General features: G+C 68.2%; 25 protein-coding genes and 2 pseudogenes. 11 read left to right on the top strand and 16 right to left on the bottom strand.

The features are described 5' to 3' along the window. Positions 1-30 precede the first annotated feature (30 nt). Entirely contained in the window at positions 31-234 is a 204-nt protein-coding gene (locus tag PV734_RS13120) for a cold-shock protein (RefSeq protein WP_053746402.1), read from the bottom strand. Between the two features lie 378 nt (positions 235-612). Here PV734_RS13120 and PV734_RS13115 point away from each other — a divergent pair, with 378 nt between their 5' ends. From PV734_RS13115 to PV734_RS13105, 3 genes are all read left to right on the top strand, one after another. Beyond that, positions 613-1,017, top strand: coding sequence for a hypothetical protein (locus tag PV734_RS13115; protein WP_319098664.1), 405 nt, complete (start codon positions 613-615; stop codon positions 1,015-1,017). Positions 1,018-1,036: 19 nt separating this feature from the next. Further along, positions 1,037-1,264 (top strand): hypothetical protein, encoded by a 228-nt coding sequence (locus tag PV734_RS13110; RefSeq protein ID WP_319289566.1) that lies wholly within the window; start codon positions 1,037-1,039, stop codon positions 1,262-1,264. A gap of 184 nt (positions 1,265-1,448) precedes the next feature. Then, complete coding sequence (locus tag PV734_RS13105; RefSeq protein ID WP_319098666.1) at positions 1,449-1,631, top strand: DUF6907 domain-containing protein; 183 nt, start codon at positions 1,449-1,451, stop codon at positions 1,629-1,631. 160 nt (positions 1,632-1,791) lie between these two features. Here the strand turns inward: PV734_RS13105 and PV734_RS13100 are convergent, their stop codons facing one another. The 3 genes and pseudogenes from PV734_RS13100 to PV734_RS13090 all read right to left on the bottom strand — a co-directional run bounded on the left by PV734_RS13100 (position 1,792) and on the right by PV734_RS13090 (position 4,890). Further along, a complete protein-coding gene (locus PV734_RS13100) occupies positions 1,792-2,937 on the bottom strand; it encodes an HTTM domain-containing protein (RefSeq protein WP_319289565.1) in 1,146 nt (381 codons plus the stop codon). Then, positions 2,927-3,466, bottom strand: a complete 540-nt coding sequence (locus PV734_RS13095; RefSeq protein ID WP_319198805.1) for a DUF5819 family protein — start codon at positions 3,464-3,466, stop codon at positions 2,927-2,929. Before PV734_RS13095 ends, PV734_RS13100 begins: the two co-directional genes overlap by 11 nt. Positions 3,467-3,802: 336 nt before the next feature. After that, positions 3,803-4,890: pseudogene (locus PV734_RS13090) on the bottom strand (ice-binding family protein). A 706-nt stretch (positions 4,891-5,596) separates the two neighbouring features. Between PV734_RS13090 and PV734_RS13085 the strand changes: the two are divergent. Further along, positions 5,597-5,791 carry a hypothetical protein gene (locus PV734_RS13085; RefSeq protein WP_319096443.1) on the top strand — a complete coding sequence of 65 codons (195 nt, stop codon included), beginning with the start codon at positions 5,597-5,599 and terminating at the stop codon, positions 5,789-5,791. Positions 5,792-5,945: 154 nt separating this feature from the next. Continuing rightward, complete coding sequence (locus tag PV734_RS13080) at positions 5,946-6,608, top strand: HAD family hydrolase (RefSeq protein WP_319096444.1); 663 nt, start codon at positions 5,946-5,948, stop codon at positions 6,606-6,608. Here PV734_RS13080 and PV734_RS13075 read toward each other — a convergent pair. From PV734_RS13075 to PV734_RS13055, 5 genes and pseudogenes are all read right to left on the bottom strand, one after another. Continuing rightward, a pseudogene (locus tag PV734_RS13075) lies at positions 6,589-6,775 on the bottom strand (transcriptional regulator); the annotation flags it as partial. The gene PV734_RS13080 and the pseudogene PV734_RS13075 sit on opposite strands and share 20 nt — an antisense overlap. A gap of 725 nt (positions 6,776-7,500) precedes the next feature. Further along, positions 7,501-8,238 (bottom strand): GAF and ANTAR domain-containing protein, encoded by a 738-nt coding sequence (locus PV734_RS13070; protein ID WP_319289564.1) that lies wholly within the window; start codon positions 8,236-8,238, stop codon positions 7,501-7,503. Between the two features lie 12 nt (positions 8,239-8,250). Beyond that, positions 8,251-9,105: a GAF and ANTAR domain-containing protein gene (locus PV734_RS13065; protein WP_319289563.1), complete on the bottom strand. Its 855-nt coding sequence runs from the start codon at positions 9,103-9,105 to the stop codon at positions 8,251-8,253. A gap of 22 nt (positions 9,106-9,127) precedes the next feature. Continuing rightward, positions 9,128-10,993: a CheR family methyltransferase gene (locus PV734_RS13060; RefSeq protein WP_319289562.1), complete on the bottom strand. Its 1,866-nt coding sequence runs from the start codon at positions 10,991-10,993 to the stop codon at positions 9,128-9,130. After that, the gene (locus PV734_RS13055) at positions 10,993-11,592 is read right to left on the bottom strand and encodes a chemotaxis protein CheB (RefSeq protein ID WP_319289561.1); all 600 of its coding nucleotides are present in this window, start codon (positions 11,590-11,592) and stop codon (positions 10,993-10,995) included. The genes PV734_RS13060 and PV734_RS13055 overlap by 1 nt, the downstream gene beginning before the upstream one ends. Positions 11,593-11,896: 304 nt before the next feature. On the opposite strand from PV734_RS13055, the gene PV734_RS13050 reads away from it, so the two are divergent. Beyond that, entirely contained in the window at positions 11,897-12,268 is a 372-nt protein-coding gene (locus PV734_RS13050) for an STAS domain-containing protein (RefSeq protein ID WP_319289560.1), read from the top strand. 374 nt (positions 12,269-12,642) lie between these two features. Continuing rightward, the gene (locus PV734_RS13045; RefSeq protein WP_319289559.1) at positions 12,643-13,113 is read left to right on the top strand and encodes a pyridoxamine 5'-phosphate oxidase family protein; all 471 of its coding nucleotides are present in this window, start codon (positions 12,643-12,645) and stop codon (positions 13,111-13,113) included. Between the two features lie 1,286 nt (positions 13,114-14,399). Here the strand turns inward: PV734_RS13045 and PV734_RS13040 are convergent. Continuing rightward, the gene (locus PV734_RS13040; RefSeq protein ID WP_319289558.1) at positions 14,400-14,900 is read right to left on the bottom strand and encodes an NUDIX domain-containing protein; all 501 of its coding nucleotides are present in this window, start codon (positions 14,898-14,900) and stop codon (positions 14,400-14,402) included. A 36-nt stretch (positions 14,901-14,936) separates the two neighbouring features. Further along, entirely contained in the window at positions 14,937-16,292 is a 1,356-nt protein-coding gene (locus PV734_RS13035; RefSeq protein ID WP_319289557.1) for a tetratricopeptide repeat protein, read from the bottom strand. Between the two features lie 226 nt (positions 16,293-16,518). On the opposite strand from PV734_RS13035, the gene PV734_RS13030 reads away from it, so the two are divergent. The 4 genes from PV734_RS13030 to PV734_RS13015 all read left to right on the top strand — a co-directional run bounded on the left by PV734_RS13030 (position 16,519) and on the right by PV734_RS13015 (position 19,565). Beyond that, complete coding sequence (locus PV734_RS13030; protein ID WP_319289556.1) at positions 16,519-17,268, top strand: hypothetical protein; 750 nt, start codon at positions 16,519-16,521, stop codon at positions 17,266-17,268. A gap of 76 nt (positions 17,269-17,344) precedes the next feature. After that, positions 17,345-18,256: an aminoglycoside phosphotransferase family protein gene (locus PV734_RS13025; RefSeq protein WP_319289555.1), complete on the top strand. Its 912-nt coding sequence runs from the start codon at positions 17,345-17,347 to the stop codon at positions 18,254-18,256. Further along, complete coding sequence (locus PV734_RS13020; RefSeq protein ID WP_319289554.1) at positions 18,257-18,955, top strand: class I SAM-dependent methyltransferase; 699 nt, start codon at positions 18,257-18,259, stop codon at positions 18,953-18,955. It abuts the gene before it with no gap. Between the two features lie 31 nt (positions 18,956-18,986). Further along, a complete protein-coding gene (locus tag PV734_RS13015) occupies positions 18,987-19,565 on the top strand; it encodes an HAD domain-containing protein (RefSeq protein WP_319289553.1) in 579 nt (192 codons plus the stop codon). 103 nt (positions 19,566-19,668) lie between these two features. On the opposite strand, the gene PV734_RS13010 is transcribed toward PV734_RS13015, so the two are convergent. The 5 genes from PV734_RS13010 to PV734_RS12990 form a co-directional block, all read right to left on the bottom strand. Further along, the gene (locus PV734_RS13010; protein ID WP_319289552.1) at positions 19,669-21,384 is read right to left on the bottom strand and encodes a relaxase/mobilization nuclease domain-containing protein; all 1,716 of its coding nucleotides are present in this window, start codon (positions 21,382-21,384) and stop codon (positions 19,669-19,671) included. Positions 21,385-21,389: 5 nt separating this feature from the next. Next, positions 21,390-21,941, bottom strand: a complete 552-nt coding sequence (locus PV734_RS13005) for a MobC family plasmid mobilization relaxosome protein (RefSeq protein ID WP_319289551.1) — start codon at positions 21,939-21,941, stop codon at positions 21,390-21,392. A gap of 347 nt (positions 21,942-22,288) precedes the next feature. After that, positions 22,289-23,083 carry a DUF2637 domain-containing protein gene (locus PV734_RS13000; protein WP_319289550.1) on the bottom strand — a complete coding sequence of 265 codons (795 nt, stop codon included), beginning with the start codon at positions 23,081-23,083 and terminating at the stop codon, positions 22,289-22,291. A gap of 370 nt (positions 23,084-23,453) precedes the next feature. Next, a complete protein-coding gene (locus tag PV734_RS12995) occupies positions 23,454-24,752 on the bottom strand; it encodes a DUF3631 domain-containing protein (protein WP_319289549.1) in 1,299 nt (432 codons plus the stop codon). Positions 24,753-24,985: 233 nt separating this feature from the next. After that, positions 24,986-25,225: a hypothetical protein gene (locus PV734_RS12990; RefSeq protein WP_269650437.1), complete on the bottom strand. Its 240-nt coding sequence runs from the start codon at positions 25,223-25,225 to the stop codon at positions 24,986-24,988. Positions 25,226-25,272: the final 47 nt, after the last annotated feature.

Genomic DNA, 25,272 nt, shown 5'->3' with positions numbered 1-25,272 from the left:
CGGACCCCAGCTGCACAGTACGCGTCAGCGTCAGGCAAGAACGATGTTCTCGGCCGTCGGGCCCTTCTGGCCCTGCGCGATGTCGAAGGTGACCTTCTGGCCTTCGAGCAGCTCGCGGAAGCCCTGGGCGGAGATGTTCGAGTAGTGGGCGAACACGTCAGGGCCGCCACCATCCTGCTCGATGAATCCGAAACCCTTTTCCGCGTTGAACCACTTCACGGTGCCAGCAGCCATGTCTTTTTCTCCTTCAGGGGCAGTGCTTGCGGGTCCGCAGGTCGCAGACTCCGTGTCGCCGTGTCGATTGCCCCGCCCGGAAGACCGGAGATAAAAATTTCGGGAACCACAACTGCAACTTAGATCGACAGTAGCACACTGCGACGGCCGACGAGTGTTGAATAACTCTCAGTTATCCATTGGGGCAAATAACCTGCCCGTGCGTTCCGTCAATTTCTCAGCTCGCGGCCACAGATATTAGGGCGTGCCCACCGGAGGGCCTCTTCCCCGACCCGCACCGCCGACCGGCAGCGGCCCGCGGGACCCGCAGGACCCGCAGCCGGCCACGAAGCCCCCGGATCCGCACCCACCGACGCCCTGTCACTGCTTGACGGATCCGTGGAATCGAGCGTCTCACTGCTCACCGGGCTGTCACCGGAGCGGATCAAGGAACTCGGCGGAGTAGGCGAGGACGACTCATCCGTGCGGCCAGCTCGACCCACTCTCCGCGAGGACCTGAAACTACCGCTTCCGCCAGCCCGGGAACCGCTCGATGAGCTGGATCATCCAATCCTGGCCAAGGCCAGGGAACACTTCGCCGACGACGAAGCCGGACATGAGCGGATCCGCTCGGTCGATGATGAGGTGCTCTTCAAAGTCAAGGTCCAACGCTGGAGTGGAGCGGTGTGGGCCGGCGAGGATCTGCCCTGGCTCATCGCAGCGGGGCAGCCCGAGGACGGATCACCAGACGACTTCCTACTCAGCCTTGGAGACGACCGCGAAGGCTGCACGAGCCCGCTGTAACGCCGACAACCGTCAGCCCTTGAGCACCAGGACATACGTCGGGCATCTCCTCCCTGACCAGAACGACCGTGACCGCTACCAACTCGAAGCCGGGCCCCGACTTGTCCGCCATCTCGCTGCGGCTGTTCGGGAGCTCACTCGTGGATCACGGCAGGACGGGCATGAACATGCCGCCGACTTTCCCACCTTCCGCCTCGGCATCCTCGTACACGCCGACGACGGCCCCACCGTCTGGTACCCCGAGTAACACCCTCCCCAGCCGCCCCCTTCTTCCCGCCTAGCAAGCCTGGTCGACCCTCATGGATCCGAAAGCGGCGGCTGAACTCCTGAACGAGGAATGAGCCGCGATCCCCACTCCACGCCGCCCCAGGCCGACGACTACTGGAAGGAACAAGGAACCCGCTCATGCACCCGACTGGTGTACGGGAACCGTGAACGTCGAGATGGACGGGGACTGGTATCCACACGGTCCCGACGATTTGCGCCGCCTGGCGGGCAGTCTCACGGCACACGCGGATCAGCTCCAGGAACTCGCCGACCGCCTTGGCGGTCTCACCGACGACTTCGAAGCCACGAAGAGAGGCATGCCTGCAGTGGCGAACCCTGACGACTGAACGAGCCACGCTGTTGTCTGCACACCCATTCAGGCAGCCGGACTCCACACATGGCGTGGCCCCGGCCAGGAGGACCGGCCGGGGCCACGAAACTAATGGTCAGAGCCGTAGAGCGGCCCTGACCTCGGTAGACCCTGTGGGACTCGGACCCACAGCCAAATCACCCCGCTGAGGAGCCCTGGCTCGCCGGTACAGACTGTGGGGGCACGAGCGCCCTTTCCCCGCGAGACGAAGCCCTGGCCTCCGTGGAATGTGTCCACCGGCCGGTGCGCCGCAGCCGCTGTCCCAGTGCCCGGTAGAAGCGGTCCGGCAGGAACACGGCATCCGCGATGATCATCGCGCCGGAGAAGAGCGGCAGTCCCATGAGGACGGCGATGCCCAGGTGCATGCCCAGCAGCATGGTCAGGACCGGGTATTTCAGCCGTCCGAACAGGACGAACGGGAAGGCGACCTGCACCAGCACGGTCAGGTAGCAGGCGATGGCGATCAGTACATCGTGCTCGTCCGCCAGGAGGGAGAGTTCGGGCCAGGGCCGGAACAGGTCGAGGTTCAGGACATAGTGGAGGGCGGTGCCGTTGCCCCAGGAGCCGCCCTGCACCTTGTAGAGGCCCGCGGATCCGTAGAGGAAGCAGACCTGGGCCGCGATGACGAACATGCCGCAGTTGTGAAGTACGGCCGTCAAGGTCCGGCGAGACATGCCCAGTTGATGCCGGAGCTCGCCTGCCCCTGAGCCTGTCGAGCTGCTCGCCCCTTCTCCCGCGAAGGCTTGAGGACGGGTTCTGCGCGCATCCAGGGACCAGCGTCGGCCGCACGCGGTGAAGACCAGATAGATAGCCATCAGGAGGATGAGATTGTCCCCTCCGTCGGTCATGAAGATCGCACGGGCGTGGAACGACGCCACTACGACCGCGAACAGCACGGACACCGCTCGGGTCCGCCAGCCCAGCATGAACAGCGCGGACGTGACGAGGGCCAGCGCGTAGCAGGTCTCGAAGTACGGCCGGCTGTCGGACAGCGTGAGGATGCTCAACCACCCTGTCTGGTCGAACAGTTGCCTGGCCAGCTCGGGCGTCCACGGTGCCCCGGGCCCCCAGATCTCGTCGCGGTGCGGAAACTCGCGCAGCAGGAAGACGAAGTAGAGGAACCCGTAGCCAATGCGCAGAACGGCCGCGGCGTAGAGGGAAATCGGCTGCTCGGTCAGGACGGTGAGAAACGCCCCAACCCTCTCCGGCACGCGACGCGGCGGGCCTGCGTGCGCCCGATCGGGGATACGTCGGTGCGGAGCGAGTGCCTGCTCAGTTTCCATGGGAGATCACCTTCCACCAGGGCAGGTACCGCGTTTCGACAAACTTCGGCTCGGCGCCGGACGAACCGGGGCCGGGCTCCTCGGCCGACGCGGCGATGGGCACGGTGATCACCCGCAGTTGGACGGACTCGAAGGTGCCGCCACGGTGGTCGGTGATGCGGTCCGCCGCGATGTTGGTCAGGTATCGCTGCACCATGAGTGCCCGCTCCGAGCGCGGCCGGTCGTCACCGCCATGGGTTTCGAGGTACGAACTCCAGGCCCGCCGCAGCATGTTCTGAGCTGTGTGACTCGGGAAGGGGTCGTGCTTCACCGCCGAGTTGTCGATGCCGCTCAGGTCGAACCAGCCGCTCACCCGCGCACCGCCGTCCGGGGTGGTGTGCATGGTCCTTGCCGAGATCTGCCGGTTGACCGACTCCGGATCCGGCGCGAAGAGCCGCCAGTTCTGCTCGAACAAGGGGAACACCCACGCGTCGACCTGACGGCTGTACTGCCGGGAAAGGGAGTTCGGGGGTGCCACGTGCAGAAACACCAGGAGAACGTGGACCAGGGCTGTCGCCAGGCACAGGGCCACAGCCGCGCTCGTTCCCGCCTTCAGGGGGATGGGCGGAGGCTTCGAAAGCCCTCGGCCCGGAAGAGTTGTCCCGCCCCGGTCCCCGCCACTGTCCCCGCCTCGGTCGCCACCCCGATCCCGGCTCCTCCGGTCCGGTTCGTCGACGTCCGCCGTTTCGGTGCCGCCCGGCATGTCCCCATCCGAGCCTTCCATCCTGGCTTCTCTCACTGTTTCTCCTGAGATTGCGCCAACGCGGCGCGCGACGGATCGACCACGATCCGTCGCGCGCCGCTCGCCCTGCTCGCTCAAGGGGAGCTAGGCGGCTTTCCTTTGGTGACCTTCGTGACCGTTGTCGTAGCCCTCGGGCTTGTGGGGCTTGCCGGGCTTGCCTTTATGCCCGCCCTTACCGCCGTAACCACCGTGCTCATCAGGCTTCCCGCCGTGACCGTGGCCGCCGGGCTTGTGGCCGTGATCGGGATAGCCGTTTCCACCGGTCGAGCCACCGCCTGTCGCACCACCGTTCGTACCGCCCGTGGTACCGCTCGTGGTGGTGCCCGCGATGAGACCACCCAGCGCGCCACCGGTGGTTCCACCCGATGTCAGGACACCGCCCAGAAGACCGCCGCCGGTTCCGCCACCCGTCGGCACGCCGCCGATGACGCCGACCGTGGTGCTGCCCGTCGTGCCCGCTGTGGCGCCGCCCGTCGTGGCACCGGCCACAACGCCACCCGTGATGAGGCCACCGGTGGTTCCGCCGGCGGCACACGTACCGCGGTTGATCGTGTTGTTGTCCAGCGTCACGGCGCCGGTACGGGCCAGCGCTCGGCCGGCGATGGTCGTTCCCGTCGTGACGGTGATCGACTCCTGGGCCATGATGGTGCCCACGAACGCGGAGTTGGTGCCGAGGGTGGCCGAACTGCCGATCTGCCAGTACACGTTGCACGGCGAAGCGCCGTTGACGAGCGACACGTTGCTGCCGGATGCCGTCGTCAGAGTCGAACCGATCTGGAAGACCCATACGGCGTTGGGGTCGTCGTGTGCGTGCCGGTGATACCCGCGGAGATGGGTGCCTTGTAGACGCCCGGATCCAGCGTCCTGCCACCGAGCTCCACGGGGTCGGGAGCGGTGGGGTAGGTGACGTCCGGCGCCTGACCGGCGGCGTTGTTGTACCCCGTGACCAGGTCGCTCTTGGCCTGGAGCGCCACCGCGTCCGCGGAGTGCTGGGCCCCGATCACCGTGCCGGGCGGGAATCCGGTGATGGCCGTTCCCGGCGACACTCCGAGGTCACCGGTGATCAACGAGGGCCCGGTGTTGGTGACTTGTGAACCGGCCAGTACGGCGAAGCTGGTCGCCGTACCGAGAGGTACGGGTGTGGCAATGGCACTTGCACGTGTCGGCGTCATCGCGAGCACGACGGCGGCGATCACCACGGCCGTCAGCGCCGCGAACCAGACCGACATGGTGCGCCGTAGCGGCGCTTCAGGGATATTCAGCGTCATCGAGGGGCCAACTCCTTTGAGCGGGTGGTTTTGGCGGTCCCGGTCGCACAGAATCGCCTGTACCTGGGGCTGGCATATTACTGAGAAATGTGCCGACCGATAATCTCCGCGAGAGGTAACTCGTGATGCTTAGAAATACTTAATGGGCCGGGTGGTTGTAAAACCATAATTCGTTCCCGATGCAACCACACGGCACGGCCGACGGAGCGAAGTGCCATAGCGAGAAGATCACGTACGCCTCGCGAAGAAGGCAGTCACCATAGGCATCGGTCAAGGCGAGGCCACTTCACGATCTTGGAACCCTCGACGAGGATCAGGCCACAGCCTGCACTTATCTGATACTCGGGGGCCTCATGGCGGTAGAAAGCCACGCGCTGGGCACGCGGCACAACCAGGTCGGCACATCACGGTATCCAGTGCCTGGCGGGCCGAGGGAAACCGCGTAGTCAACGCACCACCCGGGGAATGTCCAAGCCGCGACACCCACAGTACTATTTACTGCGGGTCGGTTCACTCTCCCGTGCAACTGCCCGGAATGACGACTCCGGCGTGTTTGCGCCAGAGTCGTTTGCCTCACCCGCTGACGTCGGCCTGCCGCCCGGTTTTCTCCTTGCCCTTAACCGACGGACTGATCGAGACCACCGACGCCGACATCAGCTTCGGCATCGACCGGCTGCGCACCAACCCTGCCCACGTTGCTGCCGACTTCCTGAACAACCTTGCCGACAGCCTCCACCGGGACGAGTGTCGGGCGGCGAACCGCAGGGACGAGATCGCACTGCTGTTCACCCAGTGCACCCATTGACCTGTCGGCCACGCCTCGTGCCTGATGAGTCCCGCGACAGCTGGTGATCACCCGGGTGGAGACCCGACTACCCGACAGCGCCTGAAGCAACTGCGGCCCCGCTCTCCTTCGGGAGGGCGGAGCCGCTTCGTCATGCCCGGCTACGTTGCCGCACATGATTCGTGCAGTGGTGTTCGATGTCGGTGAGTGCTTGGTAGATGAGACCCGGGAGTACGGCACTTGGGCCGACTGGCTCGCTGTCCCCCGGCACACATTCCACGCGATGTTCGGCGCGGTCATCGCCCAGGGCCGCGACTACCGCGACGTATTCCAGGAGTTCCGCCCCGGCTTCGACCTGGACAAGGAACGCGAGAAGCGCGCGGCGGCCAACCAGCCGGAGCACTTCGGTGAGAAGGACCTGTACGACGACGTCAGACCCACGCTCGCGCAGCTGCGCGCTGATGGCCTGTGGCTCGGCATCGCGGGGAACCAGACCGTGCGCGCCGGTGGCCTCCTTCGCGCGCTGTTCATCGACGACGTCGATCTGATCGGGACCTCCGACGACTGGGGCGCGTCCAAGCCCGACCCCGAGTTCTTCGTCCGCGTCGCCGAGGTCGTTCCCTTCGCTGCCACCGAGATCCTCTACGTCGGCGACCGCGTCGACAACGACCTGCGGCCGGCCGTCGCCGCAGGCATGAACACCGCGTTGGTCCACCGGGGCCCGTGGGCGACGATCCAGTGGGAGACCGATGAGGCGAAGGATCTCCCGACCTTCCGGGTCGAGAGCCTCCTTGAGCTGTCCGGACTGATCGTCGACTTCAACGGCTCAGCGCGCTGACCGTCGTCGACCAGCCGTACAGCGTGTCGTCGAGTTCGCGTACGCACCGCTGGTGCTGGTGCGGTGCCAAGGCGCCGCACCTCCCGCACACGGTCCATACCCATCGCGTACCAGGTTCGTTCCAGCTGGTCGAGGGCGCGCAGCGCATACCGGCAAGCCGCCTCGGGGGCGATGACGGAGATGGTGGGCAACGACACCATCGCGATCGGCACCAAGCTCTGATCCCCCGCCGCCGGCCTCCAAGCCATTAGAGACCCCCGCTCCCGGAAGTCAGCGCGCACCGGCAGCGGGATGAGCCCGCCGAAGGCGTTGGGGCCGCGAGGTCCTCGGGGTGTGGCGATCGCTCCCCCGCTTTTTTGGAGGGGGAAGAACGGCCCCGGCTGGGACCCCCGACCCGGTCGGGGCCGCTTCATGTCCGGGTCCATGATCGCCAGCATTCCGGTTGAGCTTTGGTTGAGCAGACGGGGACCCAGCCCCCGAAAACGACACGAGCCCCAGTCCAGACATCCTCTGAACTGGGGCTCACCCGTAGACCCTGTGGGACTCGAACCCACAACCAATGGATTAAAAGTCCTGGCCAAAGCTTGCTGGGCGGTTCCGGACGCTGACTCGGTGTCCGGAACGACCAGGTCAGGGCAGGTGCCGCTCCGTGCTCAGTCCGCGTCGTGATGGCCTCTGCTGCCTCATCCGCTCACGCATCGCTCACGCACGGCGGGCCGCTGAGCAGCAGCTTCGTACGTCCCGTGAGGGACGCCGAGGAGCCGGTTTCCTCATGCGCCACTGGTGAGACATGCCGCTCACAGGGCCAGAGCCCTGTGATTCCGTGAGCGACGCCAACTGCGGGGCGCTTGCGGACGGACAGGAGCACGTCGGCGACCTCGGCCGCGATGCCTCACGACGCGGGATCGGTCAGGTTGGGATCCGCGTGTCCTTCGACCACCTCGCGGGCCACGTCCTTCAGCGGTCGCTGACATGAGCGGGCGTGTTTGCGCAGAAGATCGAAAGCTTCGTCCAGGGACACCGCGCGGAGAGTCGAGAGCACGCCCTTGGCCTGTTCGATGACCACGCGGCTGGTCAACGCCTGTTCCAGCTGGTCGGTGAGCATCCGGCTGCGATCGGCCTCGCGGGCGCCTTCCAGAAGGACGGCGGTGAAGTCGGCGAGCGACCGGCCGAGAGCCAGCGTCGCCGGGGAGAAGGCATGCCGTGTGCAGGACAGCAGGATGAGCGCACCGCTCGTTCCGCCGTGCTGGCGCAGGGGAAGGGCCACGACGCGGGTGTAGCCCAGCTTCAGCGCCCGCCGGGTGTAGTGCGGCCACTGCTGCCTGGTGGGACGGCTGCCCAGAGCCACCTGGGCCAAGGGGCCCGGGTCGGCCTGACGACAGTCATGGCCGGGGCCCTCCCGCCACCCGACGGCTTCGTGTTCCAGGCGCGACACCTGGGGGTTGGAGCCCGCCACTTGCGCGCTGTCGTAGCCCTTGGGGGCGAACACCACGGTCGCGGCATGGGTGCCGAGCAGGGCAGGGGCACACTGCGCCAGCACGGACAACGGCCCGGGTTTGTCCGACGAACGGTCCGCCGTGCTGCCGGCCAGGGCTACGAACGCGTCGGCCAGCCGCTGTTCGGGCGTCATGACACCTCTCCCTCAGATGAGTTTCCGGTCCCCGTAAACGATCTGCCGGGCGAGGGCGTCGGATGACACCTCCTCGGCGAAGGCCACGGCCTTGATGAGCGCCAGCGCGTCCACGACGGAGCAGCCCGCCCGTACGGACACCATGCCGACCGCCTGGTGCACAGTGGCTCGGATGTCGGTTCCGCCGTAGAGGTCCGGGTCGGCGTCGGGGTCGAGCAGCACGATGCGGGTGAGGGCCTCGGCGACCTCGGCGAGGCGGGCGGGTCTCGCATCGGCGGGCCGCGGGTCGAACACCGTCAGCGACCCGATACAGCTGCCCTGTATCCGCAGGGGTACGGCGGCCACCGAGGCGATTCCCAGCGAGACCAGGGAAGGCCCGTACCCCGGCCAGCGCTCCTCGATCTCGGGCCCGGACACATGCACCGGACGGTGTTCCGTCGCCGCGTCCTGACCCGGACCCTCGCCGAGTACGTACTCCAGGTCCTGGGCCGCACGGGACAGTTGGTCGGAGACTGCGACCGCGAGATGGTTCTGGTCGGTGTCAAGCAGTGCCATCGCCGCGCTGTCGGTACCGCATGCTTCCGCAACCACCGTCATGAACCGCGGCCGAGTACCCGGCCCGCCGGCCCACGCCGTCGCGCGGAGGGCGAAGCTGTCCTGGAGGCGGGCCGAGGCGCGATGGCACTCGGCAGTTCGGCGATGCGTACTCGCGATCTGGGAGTGGAACTCCCGCCCGGGTTTCGCGGCCAGGAGTTCGTGCCGCTCGGCGGACGCCTCCGCCCGGTCGGCGCGCTCCCGGGCCAGCGCGGCACGTTGCCGTGCCACCGCTGCCAGACCGAGGTCCTCGATGCGCCCCCGCGGGTCCATGGGCCCAGGCTACGCCGCAGGGTCAGTCGGAGTCATCGCTTCGGCTCTCTTCCATCATCAGGACCACTCCTCCGTGGTTCCCGCCGAACGGGGAGAAGAACACGTCACAGCTGATGGGCCGGCCGATACGGCTCAGGGCCTCGACGCCGACCGGGCCGGAGCGACTGCGAGTCTCTATGCAACGCTCCACGACGGGCCGCAACTCCTTCGTGGGCAGCCCGAAGTCCAGTTCGAAGAAGGGCTCGCCCAGCACCTCGTCCGCGCGCAACCCCCACAGGTCGACGGCGCCCCGGTTCCAGCTCTTGACCTTCAGGTCCTTGCCCAGGACCACCACGCCCGCCGCGATGCTCTTCAGAACCGCCTCCAGGAACGCCCTGGCCTCGTCCAGTTCGTCCGTGCGGATGCGCATCTCCTCGTTCATCGTCTCCAGTTCCTCGTTGCCGGACTGGAGTTCTTCGTTGGTGGTCTCCAACTCTTCGTTGGTGGACTGGAGTTCTTCGTTCGTGGTCTCCAGTTCCTCGATGCTGGACTGGAGTTCTTCGTTGGTGGTCTCCAACTCTTCGTTGGTGGACTGGAGTTCCTCGTAGGCCGTCTCCAGCTCCTCCCGGACTCTTTTGACCTCGGACTTCAGATGCGTGGCGACGGTCACGTCGGTGAACGAGATCACGGTGGCGATGTGCAGGCCGCCGGGTCCGGAGAGCGGCTGGATGAGGATGTCGTAGTACTGGATGTCCTCGCCCGTCCGGCGCTCGACACGGTTGACCCGCAGGGTCCGGCGCTCGTGCATGGACTGGTCGATCAGGGAACGGAGTTCGACCGGCCGGTAGGAGACCTCCAGGTCCTGGAAGGGACGGCCGATGTCCCCGGTGGTCAGGCCGAGCTGGATCCTCGCCTGGTTGTTGACGGTCACAACTGTTCCGTCGCTGTCGAGGGCGATCAGCGGGGTGGGTCCGGCGTCGAGCACCAGGTCGCGCAACTGGCGGGCGCGTGCCACCGAGTGCACCTCGCCACCCGTGCCCGTCCTGATCTTCAAGGGGGCCGGATGATAGGTCAGTCCGTTGTTGCCGGTACGGCGCCGGAAGACACGCTGACGCATGTTCACCACTTCGAAGCGCTCGCTGTCGTTCAGCAGCATCTCGGCCTTGCCGAGAAAGAGGAAGCCGCTGGGGCGCAGGGCGAAGTGGAAACGGTCGACGATCTGCGTCTGGGCCTCGACATTGAAGTACATCAGCGTGTTCCGGCACACGAGCAGGTCGAGCCGGGAGATCGGGGCGTCACGGGTGATGTCGTGCCGCCCGAAGATCACCCGGCGTCTCAGGTCGGGGCGGAAGCTGAACTGCGCGCTGTTCTGCTCGAAGTACTTCTCCCTTGTCTCCGGGGACAGGGGTTCCAGCGACTTCGACGTGTACAGCCCAGAACGGGCTTCGCGCAGCGCTTCCTCGTCGACGTCCGTGGCGTAGATCTTCACGCGACGCAGGCACTCCTCGATGCCGAGCGCCTCCGCGAACATCATGGCCATCGAGTACGCCTCCTCACCACTGGAGCAGCCCGCGCTCCACACCCTGATCTCCTGCTCCGGATCGAGAGTCGTGAGCAGCTCGGGAACGACCTCGTGCTGGAGGAGGGTCCACGCCTCCGGATCACGAAAGAAGGAGGTGACGTTGATCAGGATGGTGTTGAAGAGGACGCCGAATTCCTCGGTGTTGGTCTCCAGGAGATCCTGGTAGTCCGGGTACGAGCGGATACCGACGTCCGTCATCCGCTTGTGGATGCGCCGGGCCAGCGTCGAGCGCTTGTAGCCCGTGAAGTCGAAACCGCGGGCTTCCCGGATGAATACGAGCAGTTCCTCCAACGCCTCGTTGTCCTCGTCATCCTGCGGTTCGCCCATCACTGCCTCTCGGCCCCGACGAGTCCCCGCACGACCGCGGCGATCTCCTCAAGGGGTAGCAGGAAGTCCACCGCTCCCGTGTCCACCGCCGACTGCGGCATCCCCGGGAAGTCCGCGGTCTCCGGATCCTGGACGATCACCGTACCGCCGCGTGACTTGACGGCGTCGACTCCCGTGGCTCCGTCCCGGCCGGTCCCGGTGAGCACGCAGGCGATCGCCTCCGGCCCGTAGGCACCGGCCACCGACTCGAAGAGAAGGTCGGCGGAAGGGCGTACGAAGTGGACGAGCTCGGTGCTGGACAGGCCCAGGACGCCGCCGGAGTCGACGAGAAGGTGATGGTCGGGAGGAGCGACGTAGACGGTGCCGGGCCGCACACGCTCTCCGGCCTCGGCAAGCTTGACGTGAAGGGCGGTCCGGCGTGCGAGAACCTCGGCGAGCACCGTCCGGTGCCGCGGGTCGAGGTGCTGAACCAGCAGCACCGGCACAGGCAGATCGGGGCCCAGCGCCCCGAGCAGCGCGGTCAGTGCCTGGATGCCACCCGCGGACGAGGCGACGGCGACGACGCTGTAGTGATCTGCGGGCGGCTGGTCTCGCGTCACGCCGTGAGCGTAGCGGAACGGAACCGGCCGGTGGGGAGCCGAAGCGGCCGGCGAGCGCCCGGGGTCGCGGCCGGCGCCTTCCCGAGTGACTTCCTGATCTGAGTGCACTCTTTGGGCTCCTAATCAAGAATATCTACAAAATTACACCCGAAGGGTGGAGCCCAATCCAGGGTGAAGCGTTTCTGTTCGAAGAGTCGGCCTAAAGTCGGCCCTGTCGTCACCCGTGCCCCCGGTGGCTGTGGATATCCGATGCCGCCCGCTTCCCCGTCGAGGCGGGCATCTCGCGAACCATGGAGATGCCGCGATGCCCTGGGAGCACTCTTCTTCTGCCCAGCAGATCCACGTCTACGAGACGGAAGAGCGAACCGTCGTCCAGCTGCGCGGCGAGATCGACATAGCCGTGGTCCTGCGAGTCACCGCCACGGTGGACACGGCCACAGGCCGACCGAGTACCGACGTGGTGATCGATCTCAGCCCCGTTGAGTTCCTGGACTGCTCCGGGCTGGGGTTGCTCTGCCGTGCGCGGCGACGGGTCGAAGAGCGGGGCGGACACCTGACGCTCGTCTGTCCCCAACCCCACATCCGTAAGATGATCCGGATCGTCGACCTCAGCCAGGTCTTCGTCCTGACGGACACACTGGACGAGGCACTAAACGGTCGCACATCCGTAAGTTGAGAACGGCCCCACGGCCGCGTCTCGCCGATGGCCGCCAGGACGATCCGCACGTGCGGATCACCTGGCAGGGGGCAGGTCCCTGCGTCGGCGGCCGACGCCTGCACCCTGCGACGGCCGCCCCTGTCCTGGCGTTCTCGGGTGGCGGCTGATGCACGGGGGGGGAAGGACCGCGGCGGAGAAAGCCTTCCCGCGGGTCATACGTGTCTGTTCTGAAGCATCCACGCCATGGCGGTCGTCAGCGTGTAAACGGGACTCTTAGGGTCCGAGTGGCCCTAGCAGGGCGCGGGGCGGGCCTCGTCTACTGGTTGGCATCACCGGCAGCCTCGGTCCGTGTGACGGACAGTGGACCGAGGCCCGACCACTGGGGGCCCGCGATGAGCGACGAATCCGTCGGGCACCTCCTACGGGCCCGTCAGCGGGACCCGGGTGCCGCTGTCCGGCCGCACCGGTCGGTGGAACTGGATGAGGCCGAGGCACTGCGGCTGCTGGGCAGTGTGGGGCTGGGCCGGGCCGTGTTCACCCGGCACGCGCTGCCGGCTGTCCGTCCGGTCAACCACATCGTCGCCGGTGGCGACGTCATCGTGCGGACCCATCAGGGATCAGCACTGGCCGCGTATGTCCGGGGCACCAGCGCCGACACCGTGCTCGCGTACGAAGCCGACGTCATCGACTCCGTCAGCCATCTCGGCTGGAGCGTCGTCGTCACCGGCTATGCCCGCCTCGTCACGGACCCGGCCGAACTGGACGGGTTCCGTGGCCGTCTGAGGCAATGGGCGGACCAGGTCATGGACCTCGCCGTGCGCATCCACCCCGAGATGGTCACCGGCCTGCGTCTGACCCTCTGAGAGGACCGCTTGTCCTTTCCCGTCAGCGGGGAGAGCACGGACGGTCTCGGCCTGATCGGTGTCGACGCGTTCTGATGCCACCGAAGTGGCCGGGTCGCCAGGGCTACCCGGCCCTGAAAATGAGGGCTGGGTGGTGCTGTCGGCCGGGCCGTCCGGCTTCTGTGTGCCGGAGCTGCAGAGCGGGAGTATGTCGTGGACGGGGGTGTGCGGCGAAGTCACCAGGCGGCCCCCGTGCACCTTGGAGCGGGGAGGCCGCCAGTGCTTAGCCCGGGGCGGTCCGGACAGAGTCGGCGCTGTTGGGGCCGCGGCGGCCATGGCGGGAGTTCGGCCGCCGGGTGCACGCACATATGCGGGCACCCCCCTCACCTCGCGACAGCCCGCGTCGACTCACCTGCCTGGGGCTGGGGCGCGGCAGGTTCCGGCCTCCTCGATCCGGCACTCGCCACTCCACGACGGACGCCCTGCACCACTGGCGCAACGGGCTGCCGGACGGTAGCGGCCGGTTCGCGTACTGCCGCCGCCACCGGGACGGGTATACGCTCACCGACAGGGCCTTTGAGCGTTCCATCGGCTGGAGTCGATGGGGAGTCGCCGGCCCCGTATCCTTCGGCCCCCAGTCCCCGGGCCACAGTGACCATCCGACCACTGTGAGCGGGCTGGAGCCGCATCGCCGACAACGCAGCTCCAGCCCATCGTCCTTCCCAACCCTGTTCGAGACCGGGGTGTACTCGCGTACCCCCGGGTGGGGTGGTGGGGACGGGTCAGTGAGAGACGGCAAGGGGAGGGGAACTCGGTGCCGTCCTCACACGTACAGCCGCCGCCCGTGCTCGGCTGCGCGCGGCGGCGGCTGTGGACCATTGCACCAGCGATGTCCCGGGCCGGAGCACGTCTTAACGGACTGTTGACGGCCGAGAACAACGACACCGGCCCCACCGGCGACCGCGCCCTGCGCCAGTTAGTGCCGTCGAGCTGCACGACCTGTTCCGCGCCAACGCCAGATACCCGCCCCTTCGCATCCTCAATCTCGACGACGATCAACGAGACCCGCGTCCGGGAAGACGACGCCGACGAGAGGCCACTCTCCGTCGACCGGCGCCCTCTGCGCCAGCTCCCTTCGAGGCCCTGTCCAGCCATGTGCCTTCGGCAAGAGACTCGTCTGCGCGCCGGTGCCGAACGCTCCCACCAAAACCCGCTGCCCATCGCTTGACGGACAGCGCCCACTCGACGAACCAATCGGCCGGACGGGAATGTCCCGCACGCTGGTTCGTCAGTACGCGCGCGCCCTGCTACTCCCATCCGTCAAGTGACACCTGCGGACCGCCATTGAGATAGCTGTGGAGGGCGCTGGCAGTGGTGTCCACAAATGCCTCGGGGACGGCACCGGCATCCATCCAACGAACCTGCGCGTGCTTATGAGGTTCGCGATTTTCGGGCTCGCCGGTCCATTCATGGGCGGCGAATACGACGGTGAGGAAGCCGTTGGGAGCTTCGACGCCCCAGGCGCCGTGGATGACATGGGCGACCTTGAGGGACTCGGGCTTCACCGTCAGGCCGGTCTCCTCGTACAGCTCGCGCACCGCAGTCTCGGTGACAGGCTCGCCAAGCTCACTCTTACCGACGGGAAGATCCCACATTCCCTGGGCGAACTTGGCGTTCTCGCTGCGCTGAAGGAGGACGACGCGGTTGGTGGCCTTGTCGTGGACGATGACGGCGGCGACCAGCAGGGTCATGGATTCGAGGGCGGGCGGTAGGGCTTTGGGCTGGTCGTCGGTTGTCCGCTGAGCCACGGCTGGTGTCCCTTCGTCGGCCGGTTCGTGGGCAGCTTAGGCCAGTGCTTCGCTTGCTCGGCGGGCGAGTTCGGCGGCTCCCGGCACTTTGCGGCGCTGGTAAATGGAGAGGGTGGAGCGGAGCGAGGTGATGGCCTTGCGGGTGCGGTCGGAGGCCATGCCTTCCATGAGTGCCAGGGCCCGCGCCCAGGCGGCGACGGCTTCGTCGGCGCGGGCCTGGGCGGCGAGGCTGTCGCCGAGGTCTGCGTAGGTGAGGGCGTGGACGCGCCTGTACTTCTTGGGGTCCCAGCGGATCAAGGCGTCTCGGTGCTGCTGCTCGGTACCGATGTGGTCGGCGAGGTCGGTCAGGGTACGGGCGGTGTGGCTGGCCACGGTGCCTGCGGCGGGGCCGCTGACGCGGGAGTAGCTGGGCTGAGGAACATCGTCACGCAACAGGGCGTCCTCGGCGGCGAGCAGGGCACGGGCCGCTGCGGGCCGCTCACCAACAGCGGCGAAGGCACGGGCATGGGTGATGTGGAGGAGCGCCTCGGTCTGACCGTCGACATGGTCCAGGCCGCGGATGAGGGCGCCTTCGACGAGGTCGACGCAGTGGTGGGGCTGTTTGAGGCTGAGGGCCTGGTGGGCGAGGGCGCGCATCATCCAGGCGGCGTGGCCGTGCGGGTCGGCTTCCCAGGCGAGCTGGTAGCCGACCTGGTAGTAGCGCTGGGCAGCGCCTTCCTGGCCGAGATCGTGGTGCTTCCACCCTGCCAGGTAGGCGAGTTCGGCCACGGCGCCGAAGGCTGCCCGTCGTAAGGCTTCGCTCGGGAAGCGGCCCCGGAGTATCGGCGCGGCGGTGTCGGCAAGGTACGCGGTGACCGTGGTCAGTCCATGCCCTCCGCCGAGGCGTTCGTCTGCCGCGCTGAACGCCGCAGTGATCTGCCGTACGACGTCCACGTCGTCCGCTCCGACCACGGACGTGCCAGTGCGGGCACGGAGCATACGAGCGGTGGCCTCGTGGTCGTGGGCAAGCGGCATGGCGACACCGGCGGTGGTGAAGGCCGCCACCGCGAGGAAGCGACGGCGCTCAACATCGGCCCGGCCGAGGTCAGTTGCAGCTACGACAGGATCCCCTTCGCTTGACTCCTCGCCATCCGGTACGCGTAGACCGATCTCGGTCTGGGTGATGATGCGGCCCGTTCGGCGTGACAAGGCTTCGGCGAGGTACTGGCCAGTTCGGCCGGTGGGCTGGCGAATGCCGTTGGCCCAGTGGGAGACGGCCGACTTGTTCGTCTGGAGGATCTCGCCATTCTCGGCCGCGATGCGCCGGATGTCTCTCGCCAGGGCCTCGTAGGTGCAGCCGGTCGCGGCAATGGTGTCGCGCAGGCGGGAATTGGGGTCTCTCGACGCTGCCACGCTCACCTCCCGTCCGGGGCTGTAAACCGTGTATACCGCTTCAACTGCCTCTCACCGTACCCACTGTGCGTGACTAAGTGTTCACTAGTCATCAGCCGCCCGGCCCCGGTCCGACACCGCGACCAGGCTCCCCCCTTCGGCCGGGCGGCCCCCGAAGTTCCGTACGCCCACACCGGGTTCGGGCATCCCTGTGCCCAAACCCGGGCCGATCAGAGACGGAGACACGGTGACCACCATCGACACCGCGGCCATCACGGTCGTACTGCCCGAGGCGTTCGACGAGCGCTGGAGCCGCTTGCCCGGCATCCAGGTCGACGGCCGGCGCATCACCATCGACCCGGCCAAGTACTTCTTCCGCTTCGAGTCCAGCACCTGGCTCGTCGCCGACTGGGAGCTGGTCAAGTCCCAGCTCCTGGACGTGGAGGAGACGACCGCGAGCGCAGTCGAGCAGCTCGCGCTGGAGTTCATCAAGGCCCACGCCCAGTCGACCTCGGACGCTGCCCGGGTGCTCGTCACCGCCTACGAGGTGTACGCGTACCTCTTCCGCGACGAGCATCTCCCCGCCCTCGGCCTGCCGCAGTTCACCGCCGACCACCTGCGGATGCTGCGCGAGGCGGCCACTCTGATGGCGCTCAACAAGGTCGAGCTGGACGGACACATCTCCAACGTCGGCCCGTGCTGGTTCTTCCCCGCCGCCACCTCCGTGGTCTTCGACCTGGACGACGAGACGGGCGGCATGCTCGACGAGGTCTACCACGGCGGCTGGTTCAACGAACACCGCCGCATCGAGGCCATCAAGGCCCACGCAGCCCTCGGCGGACGGCTCGTGCACGGCTGCCAGTCCGTGCCGGACCAGAGCGGTGGCGTCGTGGCGCCCTACGGTGCCTCGATGAACGCCTTCCGCGACGACCTCGCGGCCTTCAAGTCCGGGTGGATCGAGCAGGTATACGCCCACCGCGTGAGTCCTGCCGCGTAGCACCACCGTCCTGGCTCCGGGGTGGGCCGGCACCTCTCGCCCGCCCCGGACGCCACCAACTCCCTGGAGCCCCCACGTGACCGCGAACCCCAGTACCGAACTTCTTGACAACCTGCTCACTCTGGCCGGCCGGACCACCACTGTTCGCGAGGAGGTGCGCGTGTGGTCCATGTCCGGCGTCGAGCGTCTGACCTTCCCTGACGGCGCCACCGCCATCTTCAAGTACGCCAAGAGGCCGTTCGACGGCGAGGACCAGGCCCTCCGGCTGGCCCACACCCTCGGTGTCCCGGTGCCCGCCGTTCGCGCCTCCGCAGTGCTGGACGGCTGGCTCGGGATGCTGCTGGAAGACCTCGGCGCTCCGATTCGCGAGGCCGACGACCTCGACGGCGCAGCCGCGGCCGTCGTCCTGCACGGCACCCGCACCGCCTCCGCCCTGCCCGTCCTGGATCAGGAACGGCTGCGCACCCTGCCGAGCCGAGCCTTGGAGCACCTCGGCCGACTCCGCAAGGCCGACCGGTGGCAGGACGCGGCCGACGTCGAAGACGCGCTCGACCAGATCGCCCAGGCAGCTGAAGCGCGCTCGGCCGGTGCCACCGTGGCTCCTTTCGGCTGGGTGCACTCCGAGTTCCACCCCACCAGCCTCCACATCGGTCGGCACGGCTGGCGACTGCTGGACTTCGCCCGCGCCTTCACCGGCCCCGGCCTGCTCGACCTCGCCAGCTGGCACGGCACCCTCGACGCCCCCGACCCCGTACGCCTGCGCGTTTTCCTGGACACCTACGTCACCGAAGGCGGCACCCCCGATGCCCTCGCCGAACGCGGCGGACTGCCCGCCGAGAAGTGGGCACTGGGCTGGCACCGCATGTGGGCCGTCGAGTGGTTCATGGAGCAGTCCATCCGCTGGATCAACGACCCAGCCACCGACCCCGCCTACATCAAGGCCGTACGCCGCCACCTCACCGACGTCCTCCACCTCCTGGAGGTCTAGGTGCTCGCCGCCCAGGCGTCCCCCTGGTACGTCCACGCGTTGCAACGCACCACGGCTGCTCCCGCCGAGCCGCTGGCCGTGCCCGCCCGGATGGAATGGACAACCCGGCCCGGCAGCGGGCCCGGCGCCGAAATCCTCGGCCCGGACCTGCGCCACAAGCGACTGCTCGAACTCGGCTGCGGCTCCGGCCACAACGCCGCCCACCTCGCCACACGCTACGGCGCCCACGTCACCGGCGTCGACCTCGTCGGCCTCCAGGTCCGCCGAGCCCGCTCCCACTACGGCCGACTGAACAACCTCACCTTCGTCGCAGGCCACGCCCTGCACTACCTGCAAGCCACAGACGAGCAGTTCGACGCCATCTACTCAGTCTTCGGCGCCATCGGTCTCGTCGCCCCGGAGCTGCTGCTCCCGGCCATCGCCCAGCACCTCAAACCCGGGCGCACTCTCGTCTTCTCGGTCCCCCACCCCCAGCGCGGCGGCCTACGGCCCGCCACCGACGACCGGCCCCGCCGCGACTTCGTCACCCTCCCCGACCGCAGCCGACTACCCATCGCCCGCTGGGACTTCGACACCAACCGCTGGGAGAAACACCTCGACCGCGCCGGGCTCTGGCTCACCTCGGCCGAGGAGTTCCACGACGCGCGCCACGGTGGCCGCTGGCCGACCACTCTCCTCATCACCGCGCGCAAGCTCTGACCCCCCACCCCGGCTCCCCTGGGAGAAACCGATGCGCCCGCCCTACCTGCTCCTCGACGTCGACGGCGTCCTCATACCCTTCCCGGACGCTGACGGTGCCAGTCCGGCAAGCCACAACCGGCACGATGTCGTGCCTGCTGACCGGAGCGCTGACAACCCGGTCACCATCTGGCTCAACCCCGCGCATGGCCCCTTGCTCATGCAGGTGATCCGGACTGGCCTGGTCACCCCCGTCTGGTGCACCAGCTGGCGCCACGACGCCACCACTCTGATCGGACCGCTCCTCGGCCTCCCGACCCTGCCGTACGTCGACCTACCACGCCCTCAGATCACCACCAGCCACCCCAACGGGTACCTGTGGAAACGCGACCACGTCCACACCTGGCTCGGCGACGCGCCCGTCATCTGGATCGACGACGACTTCACCAACCCCGACCACGAATGGGCCGTAGAGCGCACCGCCCGCGGCCGGGCGACCACGCTCGTCCAGCCTGATCCCCACGTCGGGCTGCTTGCCGAGCACCTGGTCGAGGTCCTGGCGTGGGCGGCACTGTTGCCCGGTGCACGGGCCGATGCCTCAGCCGTTCCACGTGAAGCCGAAGCCGCATAGCGGAGACAGGGTCACAGGAAGCGCTGGTGACCTCGCCACCCCGAAAGGTGAGGGCACTGTTCCAGCTTGGCAGGGCCAGCCAGGCAGACGAAATGCTTCCCGCCTAGCGGCTCTGTCGATGCCTCTGTTCAGCAGTTGTCGCCGCCACCGGTGAGGGCTGGGGCCCACGGCCCTGCTGGGCAGGCGTCGAGCCCGCAACGGTCGAGCGTCGGCGAGCGGCCTCGGCACGACGGTTGGGTACCGGGTTTCGGCCGGTGTGCTGGATGCGGGTGACGAGCACTCGGGCGGGTTGACGGGCAGTGTCCAATTCGCGCTGAGCAGCCGCCTCCTTGAGAAGCTGATGGGGTTGATGGCCGCGGGCTTCGGCATCGGCGAGGACGGCGGCGAGCGCCGGCCAGTCCAGGTCGGCAAGGATCCGCTCAGCATGGTCTGGGACAGCTGCTCGCACATCGCTGACCAGAACGCGACGCCCGTCCTCCCAGGGAGGACGGGCTGCAAGTTCGGCGAGCACAGGAACAAGCGCATAGTCGGCGGCTGTCTGAAGGTGCTGGACGGCCTGGCGGGCGGCGTCGGTCTGCTGAGCGTGGCTTTTCGCCTCGTGCCAGCGCCCAGCGACAATCGCGGCCCAGACCAGAGCTGCGATCAAGGCAGCCAGCGCGCTGCCGTCGGGGCCGGTGGCGGTGTGGACGATGTCACGTGCCGCGCTGCGCAGGGCGTGGGCGGCACGGTCTTCCGCCCGGACCTGGGACCGCTGGGCTCGGGCGAACGCCCTTGAGGCGGCTTGGAGTTCTGGGCGCAGGTTGTCGGGAGCCTGCTGGGCGGTGGCCTCGATCAGCTCGCCGAGGCCAGCGATGTGGGCCTGCGCGTGGGAGTCGTCGGCGAGGTCGGCGTGGAGGGTGTCGAGGGCATCGGTGGCTTGCTGCCAGGGGGTGCTGGGGCGGTTGCGGCGGGCGGTGGGGTACTCCTCCGGCACGGTGTTTTCCAGGCGGGCCTGAAGCCTGGGCAGGGTGAGGTCGGGGGCGATCCTCTTGCCCGGGTGGAAGATCTGTTCACCCTTGCTGTTGAGGTCACCGGGGCGACCGGCGGCGTAGCCGAGAAGATCTCCCGACGGGCCGCGCCTGGCCTTGATCAGGATGCCGTCGGCTTCGAGATAGGCCAGTAGCTCCTCGGCGGTCTTGGTGTGAGGGATGGCAGCGCGGATGCGGTCTTCGAGCCACGCAGGGCTGGTCTGCTCCCAACCGAGCCGTTTGGCCTTGTGCATCTCGGCCTGGGTGGGGCGGCGCTCGCCGGTGCGATCACCCTTCTTCAAGCGGCGCAGCCCGTAGTCCTTCTCGATCTCGCGGCAGGCGTCGCCGACGCGGATGCCGCTGTCGTGGAGCTTGGGACGCCGTCCGTCTTCGCGGACGGTGGTGGCGAGGATGTGGATGTGGTCGTCGGCGTGGCGTACCGCGATCCAGCGGCAGCCCAGGTCGTCACCGGCCGGGGCAATGCCGGCGGCCTGGACGATGCGCTGGGCGATCTCGCCCCACTCGGCATCGGAGAGGTGGCGGTCCTCGGGGGCAGCGCGGACAGGGCAGTGCCAGACGTGGTCGGTGACCGGCTTGCCGAACTCGCCGTTGCGCAAGGAGACCGGCTCGTCGAGGTAGTGGCCGAGTTGGGTGAGGGTGGCGTTCTCGTCGCGGCCGGGGTCGGGCATGCCGAGCATCGCGAAACCCGCCACGATGTGCGGGTCGAAGTGCTCGTCGTGGGTTCCGCGGCCGTAGAGGTACGCGAGCAGGCCCCGGGTGTTGGCCCCGGCTGGCTTGATGGCGGCAATCATGTTGTTCAGACCTCGCTCGGGTCGGCGGGCTCGCGCAGGGCCTCGGCGATCAGCTCCAGCAGGTCGTGGAGTTCGTCCAGACGCTGACGTATGTCGGGTGGGGTGTGGTCGCTGTTGAGGGCGCGGGCGATCTGGTTGACGTTGACGCCGATCCGGTTGAGCTGGCGCAGGACCTGGGCGCGGAACATGTGGGTGCGGCGGCGGTCCTCGGACAGGGGCAGGTTGGCGGTGAACCGGCCGGTGACGAAGGCGAGGACGATGTCGGCGGCGAAGCCGGAGTCGCCCTTGTACCCGTGCTCGGCGGATGCCTCCTGGAGCTGGGTGTGCTCATCGCCGGTGAAACGCAGCGGGCCGACGCGCACGACCCGCTTGGTGCCGGTGAAGCGACGGATCGTGGGCTGCACGCTCTGCACGGCAGGCTCGCCGGCCGCAGCAGCTGCGGTGTCGGCGGGGCGCAGGACGGCTTGCTGGACGGAGTGAAGCGTGTCCAGGTCGGAGCCGCCCTCGGCCCCGACCCCCTGGTCCGGCGCCCCCTGGCGCCGGACCGTCTCCGCCACCCCCGGGGCGGAGACCCCCGAAGACCGGCCATGAGTCGGACTCGGGGTACTACTGGCTCCGCCAGGGGCAGCCCATCCGAACGCCTGCCGCAAACGCCCCAGCAGCGTAGGGGACTTCACCTGAGGCAGGGGATCCTCGGGAGTGCGGTCGGGGTGGTTCGGGTGGTGTGCCACGAGTTGTTCTCCGGAAGTGGTCGCAAGGGCAGGTGGGGCGCCGGGGAGGGGTCGGCAGGGTGTTGGTGATCGGCGTCCCATCCACAGGTGTGGATAAACGAAGGGCGGGTGGGGCGGTGGCCGACTGGCAGGGGTGACCGGAAGCGGTTCCGGCGACCCCATGGGGATTCCGGTCAATTGCTGTCCGGACCTGTTCCAGCGGCTTCGATTTCGGGCCGGAGGATCTCCATCACCTCGGTCTGCCTCTCACTGCCGATCGTCAATTCCCTGTCTTTGACGGCCTTCCGGAGAAGGGATCGGCTGAGCGTGCCGTGCTCAGCGATAGCGATCCGGCCGATCTCCACAAGTTCCTCAACCGTGGCGCTTGCAGGACGGCCACCGCGCGGCTTGCTCTCCGAAACCCGGACCGGTGGTTCCGGCGGCCCGGCGGACGTGATCGCCACCATGTCGGCGGGCTGTGGGGAAGGGGTGTCCGCATGGCCTGCGGGTTGATCTACGAGCTGGTGGATCTGCCGCATCAGGACACCGAAGGCCAGCAGCGCGGCGGTCGGGGGAACCGCGGCGACCACGTAGTCGAGCAGGGGCACGGCGCCGGTGCCACCCGTGCCGCTGACACCGGCCACATTGAGCGCGATGGAGCCGACCGATCCGGCGGCCGTGAGAGCGATCGCCCCCTTGTCGGTCACCCGGCGCAGGCCCGCGCGGAGCATGAGCAGTTCGCCCGCGACGATGAACGCGTCCAGGGTCGCCGGCCAGGCCCACTGGCGGACCGGGGAGCTCTTGAGGCCGTGTTGTCCGGCGACCTCGGCGAGATGCGCGTACGAGAGCCAGAACCCGCCGGCCGTGAGGGCCACGATGACCACGCCAGCTGCGATGAGCGTGAATCGTTCGGCAGCCTGCTTGGTCAGCATCGGCCGTCCCTCGTCGGGGCGGTTGTCCTGGCGGCTGGAGGCGGAGAGCTTGGTCAAGCGGAGTACTCCTGGGCGTTGGCGGTGTGGTCCGTCTTTGCCGTCTTGGCCGTTGCAAGCGCAGGTCAGGGCAGGTACGGCATGGGGTTCGGTCTGCCGTCCCGGCCGATGCCGGAGGCGTTCTCCGACCTGTTCGGCCGGGACGGCGTGGTGGTGTGGTGCCGTCCCGGCGGCTGACGTCCTGACCTGCGGCGATACGGCGGGGACGCGCGGGACGGCACAAGACGGATCGGGACGTGGTCCGGGCCAGGCAGCGCGCTCGTCATGATCGCGTTGCCGTCTTGGCCCCGGTTGCCGTCTTGTCGCCATGCCGTTTGACCTGCGAGATCACGGCAGGGACGCCAGGGACGGCCACCGAGGGACGCGGGGCTCAGCCCGAAGCGGTGACGGCGAGCTCAGGGTCCACCGGGTGGACGGCAGGGCAGTAGCGCCGCCACGCGTCGAGGAACTTGTTGCGCATGTAGCCCTTGCGCTGGGTCCCGTCGACGAGGCGGACGTTGCCGGGCTTGATGACGTACGGGCTCAGCATCCTCGCCAGTTCGCGGGCATCCAGCCCGTTGCGCCCCCACTCCGCCCACGGCGCCTCGACATCCTGGCGCAGGTGGTACAGCAGCTCGTCCGTGGAGAGGCTGTCCACCTCGCGCTGGGCGGCGAAGACCCTGCGGATGTCGGCGAGAATCCGGGCTCCGCCGGGCCGCTCCTCCTCTGCCTCGACCTCCGCGGCCACCATCCGCGCACACGCCGTACGGGCCCGACGGGGCCAGGACCCGGCAGCGAGGTCGGCGATGACGACCAAGGGTTCCCAGGTGTCGGCGGCCCGGTCCTCCACCGGCAGGACCGGTTCCTCCTCCGCCGCCTCGTCCAGCAACGGCCGGGCCCATGCGGCGATGCGGTCCCGCAGCTCATGGAGACCGGGGATGTCGCGGCGGGAGCGGAAGGGCTTGACGTGCTCCCCCTGGGCGCGACGGCGCATGCGGACCACGATCGACCGGTCCATGATCGTGTCGGGCAGGTCACCGATGCCCGCGATCGCGGCCATGGCGAAGGTGGCGAACCGGTGCGGGGTGTGGTCGTTGCCGACGACCCGGGTGACGTACCGATTGCGCTGGTGGCCGGCGTTGAGCAGGCCGCGCATCTCCTCGTTCTTCTCCGCCTGCTTCGGCGTGCCGAAGATGGTGTCCGCCTCGTCCACCAGGAGCGTGGGAGGCTCCTCGGTGATCGACCGGAAGACCGCGGCCGGGGTGGTGTTGATGGTGAGCATCGGCTCGTGGACCGTCTCGGTCAGCACGTCCAGCAGCCGTGACTTGCCGCACCGTTTCGCCGGCCCCACCACCGCCAGACGGGGCGCGTGCTGCCATGCGGGCTGCAGATGTGTCGCCGCCGCCCACAGCGTGACCGCGTCCAGCGCCTCCGGCGAGGGCAGGATCACGAACTTGGCTATCTGCGCACGAAGTTCGTCCAGCAACGCCGAGCCATGGGTCGGCACCGGATCCGGCGCCGCCTCCTCGGCGGACTGATCCGCCGAAGTGGCTTCAGGCGCAACGTCGTTGGCGGACATCGGGGCTTCACTGGCGTGGTGGCCGAGTTGGCCGAGTTGGCCAGGGACGGTGACGGGCGGCCACGAGGGCGTGTCGGAGTCGGAATAGGGCTCGGCTCCCGCATGTTCCACGGGGCAGCTCCTCGTCTGGCGGTGGCGGGCTTGTGCGCCCTTGCCGCCGGGTTGGTTCTTCCAGGGCCGGTCGGGGTTGCTGGGGTCTCCGGCGTTGCATCGCCGGAGACCCGCCCCCTTCTCGCGGGCACCAGGCCATCGCGAGGGAACACGGACGGTACGTCCACACCCGGCAACAGTCCAGCGCTTCTGTGTCAGCTCAGCGCAGAACGGTTTGCTACTCTGCCGCCCCATCACGCCGCCAGGCCCAACAGATCGAGCAGATCCGCGGTCACGACCCGGTAGGCGTTGCCGAGCCTCAGCACCTTGCACGGGTACTCGCCCCGCTTAGCCAGCTCGTACCCCTTGCTCCGCCCGAGCCCCAGAGCGCGGTTGCCTGTTTCCAGGTCAACCGACACAGGGAGGGCAAGCAGCTCTTCCCGGCTCATCCCCTTCGAGCCTGTCATCCGCCCGGCCGTCGCGTCTTCGCGCATACAGCGCGCCCCTTTCGGTACAGCCCACGGCGAACGTGACCGTCACG

Source organism: Streptomyces sp. AK08-02 (assembly GCF_033795085.1).
Taxonomy (GTDB): Bacteria; Actinomycetota; Actinomycetes; order Streptomycetales; family Streptomycetaceae; genus Streptomyces; species Streptomyces echiniscabiei.
Note: the sequence above shows the minus strand (reverse complement) of the source record. Positions and strands in the feature narration are given on the sequence as shown.

Bases quoted from the DNA above. Each gene is read 5' to 3' on its own strand.
- PV734_RS13050 (WP_319289560.1), top strand. From the start codon at position 11,897: ATGCCCTGGGAGCACTCTTCTTCTGCCCAGCAGATCCACGTCTACGAG.
- PV734_RS13065 (WP_319289563.1), bottom strand. From the start codon at position 9,105: ATGGACCCGCGGGGGCGCATCGAGGACCTCGGTCTGGCAGCGGTGGCA.
- PV734_RS13060 (WP_319289562.1), bottom strand. From the start codon at position 10,993: ATGGGCGAACCGCAGGATGACGAGGACAACGAGGCGTTGGAGGAACTG.
- PV734_RS13045 (WP_319289559.1), top strand. From the start codon at position 12,643: ATGAGCGACGAATCCGTCGGGCACCTCCTACGGGCCCGTCAGCGGGAC.
- PV734_RS13015 (WP_319289553.1), top strand. From the start codon at position 18,987: ATGCGCCCGCCCTACCTGCTCCTCGACGTCGACGGCGTCCTCATACCC.
- PV734_RS13120 (WP_053746402.1), bottom strand. From the start codon at position 234: ATGGCTGCTGGCACCGTGAAGTGGTTCAACGCGGAAAAGGGTTTCGGA.
- PV734_RS13080 (WP_319096444.1), top strand. From the start codon at position 5,946: ATGATTCGTGCAGTGGTGTTCGATGTCGGTGAGTGCTTGGTAGATGAG.
- PV734_RS13100 (WP_319289565.1), bottom strand. From the start codon at position 2,937: ATGGAAACTGAGCAGGCACTCGCTCCGCACCGACGTATCCCCGATCGG.
- PV734_RS12990 (WP_269650437.1), bottom strand. From the start codon at position 25,225: ATGCGCGAAGACGCGACGGCCGGGCGGATGACAGGCTCGAAGGGGATG.
- PV734_RS13010 (WP_319289552.1), bottom strand. From the start codon at position 21,384: ATGATTGCCGCCATCAAGCCAGCCGGGGCCAACACCCGGGGCCTGCTC.
- PV734_RS13070 (WP_319289564.1), bottom strand. From the start codon at position 8,238: ATGACGCCCGAACAGCGGCTGGCCGACGCGTTCGTAGCCCTGGCCGGC.